We start from the raw sequence: 15,710 nt of genomic DNA, 5'->3' as shown, positions 1-15,710 counted from the left end.
GGACCGCCAGGCTGCGGTCCATGACGCTGAAAGCCGACGCCGCCCCTGACGGCGCCGCCGCCCCTGACGGAGACCCCGCCCCCGCTGCCGCCGCGCCCGGGGGGTACCGGGCCGTCTTCGCCGTGCGGGAGTTCCGGGCCGTCTTCGCGGCGCACGTACTGTCGTTGCAGGGCACGGTCGTGGCCCAGATCGCGCTGGCGGTGCTGGTGTTCCGGCTCACCGCCTCACCGCTCCTCTCGGCGCTCACCTTCGCGCTGGGCTTCGTGCCGTACGCGATCAGCGGGACGCTGCTGGCCGGGATCGCGGACCGCTTCCCGCCGCGCCGGGTGCTGGTGGTCTGCGACCTGCTGTGCGCGGCGTGCGCCGCCGGGATGGTGCTGCCCGGGACGCCGATCGCCGTCCTGCTCGTCCTGCGCGGCCTCATGGCGACGGTCGGCCCGGTCTTCACGGGGACGCGGGCGGCGAGCCTGGCCGACATCCTCCCCGGCGACGCCTTCGTGCTCGGGCGCTCCCTGATCCGGATCGTGGCGCAGGGGGCGCAGGTCGTCGGATTCGGCGTCGGTGGGCTGCTGTTGATCGTGGTGCCGCCGCGCGGTGCGCTGCTGCTCACCGTGGCCGCCTTCCTCGGGTCGGCGCTGCTGCTGCGCCTGGGCACCCGGCGGCGGCCCGCACGCGGTGCGGGGGACCGCGCGGGCGGTGGCGGCACGGGTTCCCTGCTGGCGGACCGCCGGGTGCGTTCGCTCCTGCTGCTCGGGTGGGTGCCGACGTTCTTCGCCGTCGTCCCCGAGGCGCTCGCGGCGCCGTACGCGGATGCGGTCGGCGCGGGGACGACCGGGCTCGGCCTCTTCATGGCGGCGATGCCGGTCGGCATGATCCTCGGGGAGTCCCTGGCGGGCGGATATCTGAGCCCGGTGGTCCGCGGCCGGATCGCCGGACCGCTGGTGGCCTGCACCCTGCTGCCCTACGCCGTCTTCCTGTTGCGGCCCTCGCTGCCCTGGTCCCTCGCCGCGATGTTCGTGGCCGGTCTCACCGGCGCCTACACCCTGGGTGTGGACCAGTGGTTCGTCGACGCCGTGCCGGAGGGGATGCGCGGGCGGGCGATGACCGTCCAGTCGGCCGGTCTGATGACGATCCAGGGCGCGGGGATGGTGGCGGCGGGCGCCGCCGCGGAGTTCGTGCCCGTCCATCTGGTGAACGGCTGGTCCTTCGTGATCGGCACCCTGTGCGTCCTCGTGGTGCTGCGGACCGTGCGGGGTGCGGGCCGGGATCACGTCAGCCGATGATCCTCACCCGTACCGGGGCAGCGGCCACACGCCTCAGGGCTGGAGAGGGTCGGGGCACGATCCGTCCGGCTGCGTCATCGTCCATCCGTTCCCGCGCACACGGACGCTCGGGCGCGTGGCGGCGAGCCGCGCACTGGTGGGAGCACCGCCGGCGGTGCCGTCCCCAGCCGCGTCCGCGGGGTGCGAGCCGTCCGGCAGCCGGGCCGCCGCCGTGCACGCCAGCTGGAGCATGGCCAGATGGCTGAGGGGAGGGACGTTCCGCGGGACCAGGACGGAGAGGGCGCCGTCGTCGTCGATCGTCACCTCCGGTGCCTCCTTCAGGCGGGGCAGCTTCGTGGTGGCCGTCACGGCCTCGCTCGCGGTCGGTCCGCCGAACAGCAGACGTACGACGGCTCCGAGGTCCCCGGGGCCGTCGACCTTGCGGCCATAGGGCGCCAGATCACCATCGCGCAGGAAGAAAAGGGTGATGGCGGCCGACGCCTGGGGCGCCGTGCTGGGAGAGGACATGCCGCTTGCCGGTTCGCCGGCCTGGATGACGTCGGACGGGGGGACTCCGCACGCCGCGAGCGTGAGCGCGGCCGAGAGCCCGACCAGCAGCGCCCCCGCGCGGGAGCCCTTCACCGGGCACCCACGGCGGCCTCGTCGGCGTCCGGGGACTCATGGCGGAGGGGGAGTTCGACCGTGAACACCGCTCCGCTCTCCGGCCGGTTCGCCGCGCTGATGCGCCCCCCGTGCAGGTACACGTTCTCCGCCGTGATGGCCAGTCCCAGCCCGCTGCTCTCGCTTCTGGTGCGCGCGGTGCTCGCCTTGTAGAAGCGTTCGAAGATGTGCGGCATGGCTTCCTCGGCGATTCCCGGTCCGCTGTCGGCCACCTCGATGACGGCCCACGCCACGTCCGCCCGCTCCTCGCGCACCCCCATGGTCAGCCGCACCGGCGGCGCCCCGTGCCGCAGCGCGTTGCCGACCAGGTTGGCCATCACCACGTCGAGTCGGCGCGGATCCACGCGCGTCCTGAGCACGCCGGGCAGCGGCAGCCGGGTCTCCACCTGACCCTGCCACCCCCGGGCGGCGAGGGTGCGCTGGACGGACTCGGCCAGGTCGACCTCGTCCAGGTTGAGCCGGACGGCGCCCGCGTCGAAGCGGGAGATCTCCATCAGGTCCTCCACCAGCCCGGTCAGCCGGCTGGTTCCCTCGCTGACCAGCCGCAGCGCGTCGCCGGTCTCCCGGTCGAGATGGGGCGCGTTCTCGTCCAGCACGTCGGTGACCGCCGACATCGCCGCCAGCGGCGTCCGCAGCTCGTGGGAGACGTCCGCGGCGAAGCGGCGCGCGCGGGCCTCCAGGCGGCGCAACTCCGCGACCGACCGCTCCAGTGCGGCCGCCGTGTCGTTGAAGGACCGTGAGAGGTCGGCCAGTTCGTCGGAACCGTTGACGGCCAGCCGGATGTCGAGGTGCCCCTCGGCCATCCGACGCGTCGCCCGGCGCAACGCGCGCACGGGACGCAGTACACCGCTCGCGGCCAGCAGCGCCAGGACGACGGCGAGACACAGGGCCACCACGGTGGCCCGCTCGATGCCGCTGACCATCGCCTGGACGTAGGCCTGTTCGGTGTTCTGCGGCACCACCAGGTACATCGCGAGCCCCGAGAGCTTGGCTTCCTTGCCCTCGCCGGAGTTGTACGTGACCGGCATTCCGACGACGAGATAGGGATGGCCGCCTGCGTTCACCCGCTGGAACACCGCGGCGCGGCGGGTTCCCACGGACCGGCGCAGTTCCGGGCTCAGCTTGTCGAACTCGGCACTCGGCGAGTAGGCGCGGAGGCTCTCGTACGTGGCCATCACCCGCCACCCCTGTGAGGGGTTCGCGCGGAGCACCTGGTTCACCGCCGTCTCCAGGTTCGACCGGTCCGGCGGCAGGGGAGTGTAGACGGCCACCGCGTCGACACTGGTCCGGAACTGCCGGATGACGGAGTCCTGACTCTGCTGCAACACCCCCGTGCGCGCTTCCCGGAAGGCGAGGGCTCCGGTGCTCAGGGCGCTCACCACGGCCACCAGGGCGAAGGCCACCACCAGCCGGGAGCGCAGGCCCCGCAGCGGCAGCGGGGTCTTCGCCAGGACCGCCCGGAGGAACCGCACCGGCCAGGGACCCTGCCGGCCGGCGACGGTCTCGCCACCCGGTACGGTCTCGCCACCCGGTACGGACTCGCCACCCGGTACGGACTCGCCTCCGAGTACGGACTCGCCTCCGGGTACCGCCTCGCCCTTCCGTACCGCCTCGCGTTTCCGTACGGTCTTCCGTGCCCGGACGGCTCCCGGGCCGTTCATGAGGAACCGAAGCGGTATCCGAAGCCACGTACGGTCTGGATGTACCGGGGATCGCCGCCCAGCTCACCGAGTTTGCCGCGCAGTCGCTTCACGCAGGCGTCCACCAGCCGTATGTCACCGTGGTAGCTGTGCTCCCAGACCGCTTCCAGCAGCTGCTGGCGGCTGAACACCTGGCCGGGCGAGGCCGACAGGGTGAGCAGCAGCCGAAGTTCCGAGGGGGCGAGCGGGACGCGTTCACCGCGGTGTGTCACGAGGAGTCCGGCCCGGTCGATGACCAGCTCGCCGTGCGCCTCCGCCCGGGGGCGGACGGCGTCGGACACCGACGCGTCCTGCCTGCGCAGTACGGCCCGTATTCGCGCGTCGAGCACCCGGGCCTGTACGGGCTTGACCACATAGTCGTCCGCGCCGGCCTCCAGCCCCACGACCACGTCGATGTCGTCCCCCTTGGCGGTCACCATGATGATCGGCACCTGGTCGCGGTCCCTCATCCGGCGGCACACGTCGAGGCCGGAGATGCCGGGCAGCATGAGGTCGAGAACGACGACGTCGGGACGGAAGGGGCGGAGCTGTTCCAGACCCTCTTCGCCCGTTCCGGCGGCGAAGACGTCGTGCCCCTGATGTCGGAGCGCCAACTGGACGGCCTTACGGACATCTGGGTCGTCTTCGACAAGTAGGACTCGTGGCACTTCGACAGTATGCACGGAACGTGTTCGGTGACTGTTCGAGAGGAGGGGGCTGCCGGGAGCTGTTACAGAAGGGTCACAAGGGATGGGAGGTGCGCGGGCGGCCTTCGGTTCGCGAGCCGTCGGGCGGACGGCCCGTCGAGGGAAACCACTCGTTATCTCTTCGTTATGATCCGAGCCAATGGTCATCATCTGGTGTGACCAGTCTCGGCTGCCATGCATTCGGCACGAGAGCGGGAATCCGCACCGCCCACCGACATCGACGCGGCCCCCCGGCGCGGCGGCCGGCAGAACCGGTCCTCCCACCGCCGGGGCCGTCCGCGCCGTCGCGGCCTGAGCTGTCTGGTCGGCGTCCTGCTGGCCGCCGGCCTGCTCGGCTCCGCGACGTTGCTGCTCGACAGCGGACGAAGCGACGCGTCGAGTGACGCGTCGAGCGGTTCGCCGCGTCCACGGAGCACCGTGCGCGTCACGCCCACGCCCACCCCGACCCCGTCCGTGAGCCCGACACCGAGCCCGACGCCGACACCCACGAAGATCGACATCCCCTCGACAGGCAGCGGCACGTTCGTCGCCGCGCACGCCACCGGCGCGAAGGTCGGCCACGGCACGCGTCCGCTCCGTTATGTGGTGGAGGTCGAGACCGGTATCGACATCTCGCCGACCCGAGCGGCGAACGAGATCGCCGGCATCCTCGCCGCTCCCCGCGGCTGGACCCGCAACGAGGGTTTCGCGTTCCAACTGGTGAGTGCGGGCGAGCCCTACGACCTCAAGGTGAGGATCGCGACACCGGGGACGGCGGACGCCCTGTGCTGGGCGGGCATCCACCAGGACACCGGCGGCGAGTACAACTGCGAGATTCCCGGCGGGGTGGTGGTGAACCTCAGGCGCTGGGTCACGGGGTCGCCCACGTTCGACGGACCGATCCATGACTACCGGGCACTGATCGTCAACCACGAGATGGGGCACTTCCTCGGCTACTCGCACATGACCTGCGCGGGTCCCGGGCAACCGGCCCCCGTCATGATGCAGCAGATCAAGGGCCTGCACGGATGCGTCGCCAACGCCTGGCCGTACGACAGGAGTGGCCGCTTCGTCTCCGGGCCGCACGTGCTGTGAACGTCACCCGAGCCCTTCACCTCGTGGCGTGACGACCGTGGACGGTGCGTCCTGCTTCCGGCCGGTCGTGGCGGACCAGGTGGTGAGCAGCTTCAGGGCGTCCGCGGCGGGGGTTCCGGGCGGCGAGCTGTAGACGACGACACTCAGGCCGCTCTCGTCCGGGAGGCTCAGGGTCTCCTGGTCGAGTTCCAGGTCGCCGACGAGCGGATGGTTGAGGCGCTTCGTGCTGTCGCGGAAGACATGCACGTCGTGGGATCCCCACAGCACGCGGAAGGGGTCGCTGCGGGTGGACAGTTCACCGATCAGGTTCGTCAGTTCCCGGTCGTAGGGTTTCCGTCCCGCCTCCACGCGCAGTGCGCCCACGGCGAAGCGGGCCATACGCTCCCAGTCGGTGTAGAACCGCCTTGCCGCGGGGTTGAGGAACGCGAACCGGGCGACGTTCCCTCCACAGGCCGGGTCGGTGTACATCTCCGAATACAGGGCCCGGCCGAGCGGGTTGGCGGCCAGTGTGTCGAGGCGGTTGTTCATCACGTACGCCGGCAGCTCCGGCATTCCCTCGACGATCCGCGTCACGCTCGGCCGTACCGTCGGCCGGACCGCACGCTGCCGTGCCCGAGCCCCGGACGCCGTTCCGGCGGCGCGGGCGAGGTCGTACAGGTACATGCGCTCGGTGTCGTCGAGCCGCAGGGCGTGGGCGAGGGCGTCCAGTACGCCGTCGGAGACACCTCTGAGGTTGCCGCGCTCCAGGCGCGTGTAGTACTCGACGCTCACCCCGGCGAGCGCGGCGATCTCGCCCCGGCGCAGTCCGGGCACCCGCCGCTGACCGTACGTCGGCAGACCCGCCTGCCCGGGGGTGATCCTGTCGCGCCGGGAGCGGAGGAATGCGCTGACTGCGTCCCGGTTGTCCATGAGGACAGGGTAGGCAGGCCGCCCGACGCGTGGGGGTCCCTGCCAGTACCCCTCACAGCAAGGACTCCCCCCGCACGGCCGTCTCCCGTTGCATGGTCGGTGCCCCGGTCCGATCGGGGCACGACCGGTGCGAGGACGTACGGGCCCCGGCCGGACGATCCCTCCGGTACCGGGTTCCGGACGAGGGCTCGAGTACCCGAACAGGACTGAAGGGGAAGACAGATGAGCAACCAGAGCGGGACGGTCCCGGAGAGCCGCGCGGATGTCGTGCGGGGACTGTACGACGCGCTGAGCAAGGGCGACGTGCCGGGTGTCCTGGCCAGGCTCGATCCCGAGGTGATCGTCGACGAGCCGGGCCAGCTGCCCTACGGCGGCGTGCACCGGGGCCGGGAGGCGTTCGCGCAGTCGGTCCTGGGAGTGATGGCGGCCTACGCCGACATCGCCATCACCGCCGCCGAGGTGTTCGAGGGTCCGACCGGTGTGGTCGGAACCCTCACCGGAACGCTCACGGCCCACACCACCGGTGAGGAGTTCCCGTTGACCATGGTCGAGATCCACCGGGTCGAGAACGGCACGGTGCGCCGGATCGACGTCCACACCAAGAACCCGCACGAGCTCGCCGCGTTCTACGCACGCGCCGAGGCGGGCACTCGCTGACGGCGACGAAGCCGCGAGTCCGGCCGAGGTGTTCCACGGCGGCGTGAATGCCCCGGCTCCCGCCCAGGCGGTCGTTCCGAGGGCCCCCGGCCGGCAACAGCGATGCGGCGGACGGACGTTCCGCCGGGGAACAACCGCCGTACGGGAATGGCGAGGCTCGTCGCCGGAGGCGGCACCGTCCGCTCACGGAGGGATCGCGTCCACCACGTCCCGGAGGTGGTGCAACACGTTCTCGAGCTCGTCGCGGGGCGGCGTGGCGAGTGCCAGGCGGAGCGCCCGCGGGCGGTGGGGGCCCGTGGCGAAGGCGTCCGCGGTGGACACCAGGATGCCGGCCCGGGCGAGTTGCGCCGCGACGTGATCCGGGCGCTGGTGCGGCTCCAGGCCGAGCCAGACCATGTAGGAGACCGGATGCGCCGTGAGGGACATCCCGGCGAGCGCGGAACGGGCGATGTCCTGCCGGGCGGCGGCGTCGCTCCGTCGGTCCTCCTCCCAGCGCGCGACCGTGCCATCGGCCAGCCAGCCCGTGGCGAGCGCGGTGACCAGTCCCGGAGCGCCCCAGGCCGCCAGGCGAAGGGACCTGGTGACGGTCTCCACGTGGCCGCCCGGAAGCACGGCGAAACCGAACCGCAGGCCCGGAGCCACGTTCTTGGACAGTCCGGCGACGTAGCAGGTGCGTTCGGGGGCGAGGGCCTGAAGAGGAGGGGGCGGCGACGGGTCGAGGAAGGCGTAGGTGCCGTCCTCGACGATCAGACAGTCGTGCGCACGGGCGAGGGCGACGAGGTGGTCACGCCGTTCCCGGTCGAGGACCCAGCCGAGCGGGTTGTGCAGGGTGGGAATCGTGTAGATCGCGCGGACGGGTCGCGTACGGCACAGGAGGTCGAGCGCGGCGAGGTCCGGCCCGGTCGCCGTGACCGGGATCGGGGCGAGGCCGAGCCCGTGGGCCGCGGCGAGCAGCTTGACGCCGGGGTAGGTGAGCGCGTCGACCGCGAGGACGTCACCGGGCCTGGTGAGAGAACGCAGCACACAGTCGATGGCCTGCTGGGCGCCACTGGTGAGCAGGACGGTGGCCGGCGCCGTGTCGATTCCCCGTCCCAGCAGGTAGGTGGCCACGACCGCCCGCTCGTGCAGGCGGCCGCCCGGCGGGTCCTGCCGGAGCAGCGCCTCGGCCTCGCCCGAGACGGAGAGCGCGCGCAGGGCCTGCCGCAGCCGGTCGGACTGGCCCTCGCCCAGCGGCTGGTTGAACGACAGGTCCGCGACTCTCGGCACCGGCAGGACGCGGGAGGGTTCCAGGCCGTCGTAGCCGGATCGCGCCCGCACGAACGTCCCGCGCCCGGGTTCGCCCACCACCAGGCCCATGGCGGCGAGTTCGGCGTAGACCCGGGTGGCCGTGGCCAGCGCGATCCGCCGTTCGCGCGCGAGGGCGCGGTGCGGGGGGAGGCGGGTGCCCGCGGGGAGGCTGCCGGACCTGATCGACGCGGCGAACTCGTCGACGATGGCCTCGTAGGAGGGAGGACGCATGCGGCACCTGCACTGACCCGTATCTAGGACAATGAGTGGATCGTCACAGGTTACGGCTCCTAGCCTCGACCCGTCCGGGCACAGACGGAACGGAGCGGGTGGGATGACTCTTCGGATCGAACGGGACGAGTGCGTCGTCACGATCACCATCGACAGGGAACGCAAGCTCAACGCCCTCGACTACCCCACGATCGACGCGCTGCTCGCGAGCCTCGACCGCGTCGACGCCGACGACTCCGTCCGGGCCGTCATCCTGACCGGCGCCGGGCACAGGGCGTTCAGCGCGGGCGCGGACATCCCGTCTCTGGCCGGGAGCATCGCAGGCGGCCCCGAACGCGCGCTGCGCGAGATCGTGCGACGGGGACACGCACTGACCCGGCGGATCGAGGAGTTTCCCAAGCCTGTGATCGTCGCCGTCAACGGGCTCGCGTACGGGGGCGGTTGTGAGATCACGGAGGCGGCCCCGCTGGCGATCGCCGCAGAGCACGCCACGTTCGCCAAACCCGAGATCTCCCTCGGGTTCCCGCCGCCGTTCGGCGGCTCGCAACGGCTGCCGCGGCACATCGGGCGCAAGCGTGCCCTTGAGATGATCCTGACCGGCGATCCCGTTTCCGCCACACGGGCAGAGCGGACCGGGCTCGTCAACGCCGTTGTCCCGGCCGACGAACTCCTGCACAGCGCGAGGGACTTGGCCCGGCGCATCACCCGGCACGCACCGACGGCCGTGGCGGCATGCCTGCGCGCGGTCACCCGCGGCGTCAACCTGCCCATCGACGAAGGGCTCGCTCTCGAGGCGGCGTGCTTCGCGGGCACCGTGTCCAGCGAGGGCGTACGGACCGGGGTGAGGCGGTTCCTCGACCGCACCGGCGAGGTCCGCTGAAATGGCTCTGCCCCGGGGTCCGCTCTTCGCCGAAGCCCGACGTCCGCGAGGATCGGCACGAGCACGCGCCCGGTCGCCGGCGCCCGGCGCCGGCGACCGCGTCCGGCGGCCACGAGAGGGGGAACGCTCCCTCAGGAGGCCGCCGGGGACCCTGCTACGCGGCGTTGCGCCCCCGCTCCCCGTACTGGCGGATGATGTCCGCGTACCGGTGTCCGCTGCCCTTCACCGTGCGCTTCTGCGTCTTGTAGTCGACGTGCACGAGTCCGAACCGCTTGTCGTAGCCGTAGGCCCACTCGAAGTTGTCGAGGAGCGACCAGGCGAAGTAGCCCGCGAGGGGGACACCCTTGCGGGCCGCCGACGCGCAGGCGGCGAGGTGGCGCTCCAGGTAGTCCGTGCGCTCCGGGTCGTGGACCGTTCCGTCGGGGCGGACGACGTCGGGGTAGGCCGAGCCGTTCTCCGTGACGTACAGCTTGCGGGCGCCGTAGTCGTCCGTCAGACGGTGCAGGAGGCGCTCGATGCCGGAGGCCTCGACCTCCCAGTCCATGGCGGTGCGGGGCACTCCGGGACGGCGGAGCGCGCTGACCCGGGGGATCGGTCCGGTGGGGTCGTCGACGACGCTGGAGGGGAAGTAGTAGTTGAGGCCCAGCCAGTCCAGCGGCTCGGCCATCGTCTCCAGGTCGCCCGGCTGTTCGGGGAGTTCGACCCCGTACAGCTCGCGCATGTCCGCCGGGAAGCCACGGCCGTGCACCGGGTCGAGCCACCAGCGGTTGGTGTGCCCGTCGAGGCGGTGGGCCGCCGCGACGTCCTCGGGCCGGTCGGTGGCGGCCTCCACGCTGGCCAGGTTGTTCACGATGCCGACCTGGGCGTCCGGGACCGCCGCACGGATGGCCTGGGTGGCCAGCCCGTGCCCGAGCAGGAGGTGGTACGAGGCGGGGACCGCGGCCGTGATGTCGGCCAGACCGGGGGCCATCCGCCCTTCCAGGTGACCGATCCAGGCCGAGCACAGCGGCTCGTTGAGGGTGGTCCAGTGCTTGACGCGGTCACCGAGGCGCTCCGCGACGACCGCCGCGTACGAGGCGAAGTGCAGCGCCGTCTCGCGGGCCGGCCAGCCACCGCGGTCCTGGAGCACCTGGGGCAGGTCCCAGTGGTAGAGGGTGACCGACGGGGTGATGCCCGCCTCGAGCAGGCCGTCGATCAGGGAGTCGTAGAAGTCGAGGCCCTTGGCGTTGACCGGGCCGTCACCGCCCGGCACGACGCGCGGCCAGGCGACGGACAACCGATAGGCGTTGGTGCCGAGTTGGCGCATCAGGGCGATGTCCTCGCGCCAGCGGTGGTAGTGGTCGCAGGCGAGGTCCCCGTCGTCGCCGTTGTCGATCTTGCCGGGGGTGTGCGAGAAGGTGTCCCAGATGGAGGGGGAGCGGCCGTCCTCGGTGACGGCGCCCTCGATCTGGTAGGCCGACGTGGCCGTGCCCCACAGGAAGTCCTCGGGAAGTGCGGCAAGGTCGATGGTCACGGAAGTCCCTTCGGGGGTGGTGGAGTTGGTCACTTGACGGCTCCGGCCGTCAGCCCGGCGACGAGATAGCGCTGGAGCAGCAGGAACCCGGCGACCACCGGGACGCTGACCACGAGCGACGCGGCCATGATCTGGTTCCAGTACACGTTGTTGAGCGTGGAGTAGCCCTGGAGCCCGACGGCGAGTGTGCGCGTGGTGTCGTTGGTCATCACCGACGCGAACAGCACCTCGCCCCAGGCGGTCATGAAGGCGTAGACGGCGACCGCCACGATGCCGGGGATCGCGGCCGGCACGACGACCCTGAACAGCGCGCCCAGCGGGCCGCAGCCGTCCACCAGCGCCGCCTCGTCCAGATCGCGCGGCACCGAGTCGAAGTACCCGATCAGCATCCAGATCGAGAACGGCAGCGAGAAGGTGAGATACGTCAGGATCAGCCCGCCGCGCGAGCCGAACAGGGCGATGCCCGTCGCGTTGCCGATGTTGACGTAGATGAGGAACAGCGGGAGCAGGAAGAGGATGCCGGGGAACATCTGGGTGGACAGCACCGTGACCGTGAAGGTCCGCTTCCCCCGGAACTCGTAGCGGCTGACGGCGTACGCCGCGAAGACCGCGATCACCACCGAGCAGACCGTCGCCGCGCCGGCCACGATCAGCGAGTTGACGAAGTACCTCGCCAGCGGGACCGTCGACCAGATGTCGATGTACGGGCGGATGGTCAGACCGCTCGGTATCCAGCGGAACTTGCCCGAGACGTCCGCGAGCGGCTTCAGCGAGCTGGAGACCATCACGTAGACCGGCACCAGGACGAAACCCGTGAGGAGCGTCAGGAAGATCCGCCGGGACCAGAGGAAGGAGCGCGGCGGAGCCATCGGCGAGCGGTGTGCCTGCGTGGTGCTAGACATCGGCGGTCTTCCTTCCCCGGGAGGTCAGCAGGAGGTAGACGCCCGTCACCACGAGCAGGAAGAGCAGCAGCAGGACCGACATGGCGGATCCGGTGCCGAAGTTCCAGGTGACGAAGGACGCCTGGTAGATGTGGACCGAGATGAGGTCCGCGGCCTCCGGGGCGGTCCTGCCGAACAGGACGAACGGTGTGTTGAAGTCGTTGAACGTCCACAGGAACAGCACCAGGATCAGGACCTGGTTGACCGCCCGCAGCGACGGCAGGGTGATGCGGCGCAGCTGCTGCCACAGGCCCGCGCCGTCGAGGGCGGCCGCCTCGTACAGCTCGCCCGGGATGTTCTGCAGACCGGCCATGATGATCAGGAAGGCGAACGGCCAGCCCTTCCACACGGAGACGACGAGCAGCGCGTAGAAGCTGTTGTCGCCGATGAGCCAGAAGGACGGCTTGTCGGTGAGGTGCAGCTGGTCGTGCAGCACGTGGTTCACCAGGCCGTTGTCGTGCTGGAACATGAACACCCAGGTGATCACCGCCGCGTACACCGGAAGGGCGTACGGGACGAGGAACAGCGCGCGCAGCAGGCCGCGCCCGCGGAAGGTGTCCTGCATGTAGATCGCGGCCGCGGTGCCGATCAGCCAGCACAGGCCGACCGAGAGCAGGGTGAAGCCGACCGTGACCAGGAACGAGTGGAGCAGCGCCTTGCCGACGGGCGCGCTGAAGTCCACCGAGACCTTGTAGTTGTCGAGGCCGGACCAGGGCGCGGTGCCCCAGTCGCGGATGTAGAACTGGGTGAGCTCCTTGAAGCTCATCACGATGCCGATCACCATCGGCACCAGGTGGACCAGGAGTTCGAGGAGCAGGGCGGGCAGGAGCAGCAGGTACGGCAGTCCGATGCGGCGGATCCGCCCGGTGCGGCGCGGGCCGCGCGCCGCACCGGGGGAGTCCTTGCGCACCGTCCGCTCGCCGGAGTCGGCGGAGGCGGCGGTCGTGGTGGTCATGAGGGTGTCCGCACTCACTTCTTCGGCATCTGCTGCTGGGCCTTCTCGAGCTCGGCCTTCACCGAGGCCGTGGTGACCGGGTGTCCCGCGGCCGCGGCCGCGAACAGCTCCTTCACGGCGGTGCCGACCGCCGTCTCGAACTGGGACTCGTCGGCGACCTGCGGAAGCGCGGCGGCGCTCTTGGCCAGGGTGTCCTTGAGGACCGCGTTCGAGGGGGTGTTGAAGGCGGCGTCGCCCTGGGCGGTCTTGACCGGCGGGATCGAGCTGTACGCCGTGTTGAGGATCTTCTGCTCCGAGTCGCTGGTCATGAACTTCACGAACTTGGCGGCGCCGTCGAGGTTCTTGGAGTTCTTGAAGACGGCGAGGTTGATGCCGGCGACCATCGAGTTGGTGTTCGTGCCCGTGCCGGGGGTGCCGGACTGCACGGGGACCGGCGCGATGCCGTACGCGTCGTCGCTCATGCCCTGCGACTTGAGGTTGGCGGACGCGGACTGCCACAGCAGCATGGCGTTCTTGCCCTTGGCGAAGTCGCTGACGGACTGGTTCTGCGCGTACTCGGCGTTGCCCGGCGCGATGATCTTGTCCTTCGCCATCAGCCCGACGTACTGCTGCACCGCCGCGACCACGCCGTCGTTGGTGAAGTCGGCCTTGCCGTCGGCGGTGAAGAAGTCGGCCCCGTGCTGCTTCGCGAAGACGAAGACGTGGTGGATGTTCTCCGACACGTTCGAGCCTTCGGCGCCCAGGCCCCACTTGCCGCCCTTGGACAGCTTCTTGCCGTCGGCGACCAGTTCGTCCCAGGTGGCCGGCGGCTTCGCGATGCCGGCGTCGGCGAACGACTTCTTGTTGTAGTAGAGGGCGTACGCCATCGAGTACAGCGGCACCGCGGCCGGGTCCTTGCCCTCGGCCCCCGTCGAGCCGAGCGCCGAGTCGACGAAGCGGTCCTTGCCGCCGATCTTGGCGAAGTTCTTCGCGTCCCACGGCAGCAGCGCACCGGTGGCCTGCAGGGAGGCGCTCCAGGTGTTGCCGATGTTGAGGACGTCGGGGCCCTGCCCCGAGGTGGTCGCGGTGAGGATGCGGTTCAGCAGGTCGGACCAGGGCACGACCTCGACCTTGACCTTGATCCCGCTCTGCTTCTCGAACTTGTCGAGCTCGGGCTGGAGCACCTTCTTGTCGATCTCGATGCTGGCGCCCTGGTTCGAGGCCCAGTACGTGAGCGTTTTCGGCGAGTCGTTGGACCCACCACCGTTCGACGAGCCGCCGCCACAGGCGGTCGCGGCGGTCAGCAGGGAGATGGTGACCGCACCGGCGGCCGCGGCTCGGATTCTGCGCATGGCTGCGTATGTCCCTTTCCCGGAGGGAGCCAAGAGGGCCGAGTCCGTTCACTTCCCGAACGACCCTCATGGCTTAATTTAGGACGTGAGTTAAGACCCGGAAGAAAGTCGCGTCAAGGGATCGCGCAGCTGTATCTTGCAGGTCGGGGCAGGCCGGAAGGGATTCACATGGCGGGGCGCAACGGTCGGACAGTGCGTGACCTGCGGCGGGGCAATCGCACCGCCGTACTGCAACGTTTGTATTTCGACGGCCCGATGAGCCGCTACGAGCTGGGCCCGGCCACCGGGCTGAGTTCCGGTTCCGTCAGCAACGTGGTCGCGGAGCTCGTCGCCGACGGACTGGTGGAGGAGGCCGGAAGCGTCGAATCCGACGGCGGACGGCCCCGCACCCTGCTGCGGGTCGCGCCCGGCAGCGGCCACATGATCGGCGTCGATGTCGGCGAGACCCGTGTCCGCGTCGAGCTGTTCGATCTCACCCTCACCGAACTGGCCCGCACCGAACGGCGGTTGGAGCGCCAGGGGTACGAGGTCGACCGGCCCTCGCAGCGTCGGGAGTACGACGTCGACGTCATCGTCCGGCACATCCGCGACGGCATCGCCGAGGTGCTCGCCGAGGCGGGCATCGACCCGGAGCAGCTCCTCGGCGTCGGCATCGGCGTCCCCGGCATCGTGGCCCGCACCCCCGAGCGCGGTGCGGTGGTGCACGGCCAGACGATCGGCTGGGACGCCGTCCCGCTGGAGTCCCTGCTCCGCTCGACCTGCCGACTCCCCGACACCGTCCCGTACTTCGCCGACAACGGCGCCCGGACCCTCGGACAGGCGGAGATGTGGTTCGGCGCCGGACGCGGCGCGCGCAACGCGGTCGTCGTCCTCTTCGGCTCCGGCGTCGGCGCCTGTCTGGTCACGGAGGACGTGGAGAACGGCCGGTCCGTCGAATGGGGGCACCTGACCGTACGGGTCAGGGGGCGCCGCTGCCGTTGCGGCTCCCTGGGCTGTCTGGAGGCGTACGCCGGTGCGGAGGCGCTGCTCGACCGGTGGCGCGAGGAGGGCGGACGGCCGCCGGAGGGCACCGACGAGGAGACCGCGCTCACCGCGATGCTCGCCGCCGCCTACCCCGACGGGGACGCCGAGCACGACCCGGTGGCGCTCTCCGTTCTCGAGGAGACCGCCGAGTACCTGGGCGCGGGCCTGTCCGACCTGATCAACCTGTTCCAGCCCGAGCGCATCCTCATCGGCGGCTGGGCCGGACTCCAGCTCGGCACCCGCTTCCTGCCCGCCGTACGCCGGTACGCCACCTCGTACGCCCTGCGCTATCCCGCCCAGCGGGTCTCCATCGACCTCGGCCGGCTCGGACCCGACGCGGTGACCGTGGGCGCCGCGATCCTTCCCCTGGCCGACTTCTTCGCCCGGGGCGGGAGGCGTGCCGAGCCGGTGAACGAAGGGCCTTCCCCGGCCTGGCGGACCGCCCTGGAGGAGCGGGCGCCGCACTGACGCGGCAGTGTGCGCCTCGCACCGGCTCACCGGCCCGCGCGTCGCCATGACGTCCGGGGTAATCGACCCGGCACCCGTCTCCCGGAACCCTGATGGACGTACCCGGACGCAC

14 protein-coding genes are annotated in these 15,710 nt (G+C 71.0%); 5 read left to right on the top strand and 9 right to left on the bottom strand.

Features of this window, described 5'->3' with window-relative positions; genetic code table 11:
* Window positions 1-20: 20 nt before the first annotated feature.
* Window positions 21-1,283: an MFS transporter gene (locus OG199_RS06320; RefSeq protein ID WP_405828463.1), complete on the top strand. Its 1,263-nt coding sequence runs from the start codon at window positions 21-23 to the stop codon at window positions 1,281-1,283.
* Window positions 1,284-1,316: 33 nt separating this feature from the next.
* On the opposite strand, the gene OG199_RS06315 is transcribed toward OG199_RS06320, so the two are convergent.
* Genes OG199_RS06315 through OG199_RS06305 form a run of 3 tightly spaced genes read right to left on the bottom strand, consistent with a single transcriptional unit; the run spans window position 1,317 to window position 4,290 of the window.
* Entirely contained in the window at window positions 1,317-1,904 is a 588-nt protein-coding gene (locus OG199_RS06315) for a hypothetical protein (protein ID WP_405828461.1), read from the bottom strand.
* Entirely contained in the window at window positions 1,901-3,604 is a 1,704-nt protein-coding gene (locus OG199_RS06310) for an ATP-binding protein (protein ID WP_405828459.1), read from the bottom strand. The genes OG199_RS06315 and OG199_RS06310 overlap by 4 nt, the downstream gene beginning before the upstream one ends.
* A complete protein-coding gene (locus OG199_RS06305; protein ID WP_356800230.1) occupies window positions 3,601-4,290 on the bottom strand; it encodes a response regulator transcription factor in 690 nt (229 codons plus the stop codon). The genes OG199_RS06310 and OG199_RS06305 overlap by 4 nt, the downstream gene beginning before the upstream one ends.
* A 213-nt stretch (window positions 4,291-4,503) precedes the next feature.
* Between OG199_RS06305 and OG199_RS06300 the strand changes: the two genes are divergently transcribed.
* On the top strand, window positions 4,504-5,403 hold the full coding sequence (locus OG199_RS06300; RefSeq protein WP_401807725.1) for a DUF3152 domain-containing protein: 900 nt from the start codon (window positions 4,504-4,506) through the stop codon (window positions 5,401-5,403).
* A 3-nt stretch (window positions 5,404-5,406) separates the two neighbouring features.
* Here the strand turns inward: OG199_RS06300 and OG199_RS06295 are convergent, their stop codons facing one another.
* Entirely contained in the window at window positions 5,407-6,312 is a 906-nt protein-coding gene (locus OG199_RS06295; protein WP_405828456.1) for a helix-turn-helix domain-containing protein, read from the bottom strand.
* 222 nt (window positions 6,313-6,534) lie between these two features.
* On the opposite strand from OG199_RS06295, the gene OG199_RS06290 reads away from it, so the two are divergent.
* The gene (locus OG199_RS06290; RefSeq protein ID WP_405828454.1) at window positions 6,535-6,969 is read left to right on the top strand and encodes a nuclear transport factor 2 family protein; all 435 of its coding nucleotides are present in this window, start codon (window positions 6,535-6,537) and stop codon (window positions 6,967-6,969) included.
* A gap of 183 nt (window positions 6,970-7,152) precedes the next feature.
* Here the strand turns inward: OG199_RS06290 and OG199_RS06285 are convergent, their stop codons facing one another.
* Window positions 7,153-8,487 (bottom strand): PLP-dependent aminotransferase family protein, encoded by a 1,335-nt coding sequence (locus OG199_RS06285; RefSeq protein ID WP_405828452.1) that lies wholly within the window; start codon window positions 8,485-8,487, stop codon window positions 7,153-7,155.
* Between the two features lie 103 nt (window positions 8,488-8,590).
* On the opposite strand from OG199_RS06285, the gene OG199_RS06280 reads away from it, so the two are divergent.
* Entirely contained in the window at window positions 8,591-9,367 is a 777-nt protein-coding gene (locus OG199_RS06280) for an enoyl-CoA hydratase-related protein (protein WP_405828450.1), read from the top strand.
* 154 nt (window positions 9,368-9,521) lie between these two features.
* Here OG199_RS06280 and OG199_RS06275 read toward each other — a convergent pair whose 3' ends face one another.
* From OG199_RS06275 to OG199_RS06260, 4 genes are read right to left on the bottom strand one after another with little or no spacing between them, the layout of a single operon-like run.
* Window positions 9,522-10,880, bottom strand: a complete 1,359-nt coding sequence (locus OG199_RS06275) for a GH1 family beta-glucosidase (RefSeq protein ID WP_405828448.1) — start codon at window positions 10,878-10,880, stop codon at window positions 9,522-9,524.
* A gap of 29 nt (window positions 10,881-10,909) precedes the next feature.
* Window positions 10,910-11,749, bottom strand: a complete 840-nt coding sequence (locus OG199_RS06270) for a carbohydrate ABC transporter permease (protein WP_356800242.1) — start codon at window positions 11,747-11,749, stop codon at window positions 10,910-10,912.
* A 25-nt stretch (window positions 11,750-11,774) separates the two neighbouring features.
* Window positions 11,775-12,776, bottom strand: a complete 1,002-nt coding sequence (locus OG199_RS06265) for a sugar ABC transporter permease (protein WP_356800223.1) — start codon at window positions 12,774-12,776, stop codon at window positions 11,775-11,777.
* A gap of 14 nt (window positions 12,777-12,790) precedes the next feature.
* On the bottom strand, window positions 12,791-14,107 hold the full coding sequence (locus OG199_RS06260; protein ID WP_405828447.1) for an ABC transporter substrate-binding protein: 1,317 nt from the start codon (window positions 14,105-14,107) through the stop codon (window positions 12,791-12,793).
* A gap of 168 nt (window positions 14,108-14,275) precedes the next feature.
* Between OG199_RS06260 and OG199_RS06255 the strand changes: the two genes are divergently transcribed.
* A complete protein-coding gene (locus OG199_RS06255; RefSeq protein WP_356800221.1) occupies window positions 14,276-15,598 on the top strand; it encodes an ROK family transcriptional regulator in 1,323 nt (440 codons plus the stop codon).
* Window positions 15,599-15,710: the final 112 nt, after the last annotated feature.

Origin of the sequence: Streptomyces sp. NBC_01176, assembly GCF_045039825.1 — a bacterium.
Classification (GTDB): Bacteria; Actinomycetota; Actinomycetes; order Streptomycetales; family Streptomycetaceae; genus Streptomyces.
This window is presented reverse-complemented; position numbering and strand designations above follow the sequence as displayed.

Bases quoted from the DNA above. Each gene is read 5' to 3' on its own strand.
- OG199_RS06320 (WP_405828463.1), top strand. From the start codon at position 21: ATGACGCTGAAAGCCGACGCCGCCCCTGACGGCGCCGCCGCCCCTGAC.
- OG199_RS06310 (WP_405828459.1), bottom strand. From the start codon at position 3,604: ATGAACGGCCCGGGAGCCGTCCGGGCACGGAAGACCGTACGGAAACGC.
- OG199_RS06300 (WP_401807725.1), top strand. From the start codon at position 4,504: ATGCATTCGGCACGAGAGCGGGAATCCGCACCGCCCACCGACATCGAC.
- OG199_RS06295 (WP_405828456.1), bottom strand. From the start codon at position 6,312: ATGGACAACCGGGACGCAGTCAGCGCATTCCTCCGCTCCCGGCGCGAC.
- OG199_RS06290 (WP_405828454.1), top strand. From the start codon at position 6,535: ATGAGCAACCAGAGCGGGACGGTCCCGGAGAGCCGCGCGGATGTCGTG.
- OG199_RS06285 (WP_405828452.1), bottom strand. From the start codon at position 8,487: ATGCGTCCTCCCTCCTACGAGGCCATCGTCGACGAGTTCGCCGCGTCG.
- OG199_RS06280 (WP_405828450.1), top strand. From the start codon at position 8,591: ATGACTCTTCGGATCGAACGGGACGAGTGCGTCGTCACGATCACCATC.
- OG199_RS06270 (WP_356800242.1), bottom strand. From the start codon at position 11,749: ATGGCTCCGCCGCGCTCCTTCCTCTGGTCCCGGCGGATCTTCCTGACG.
- OG199_RS06265 (WP_356800223.1), bottom strand. From the start codon at position 12,776: ATGACCACCACGACCGCCGCCTCCGCCGACTCCGGCGAGCGGACGGTG.
- OG199_RS06260 (WP_405828447.1), bottom strand. From the start codon at position 14,107: ATGCGCAGAATCCGAGCCGCGGCCGCCGGTGCGGTCACCATCTCCCTG.
- OG199_RS06255 (WP_356800221.1), top strand. From the start codon at position 14,276: ATGGCGGGGCGCAACGGTCGGACAGTGCGTGACCTGCGGCGGGGCAAT.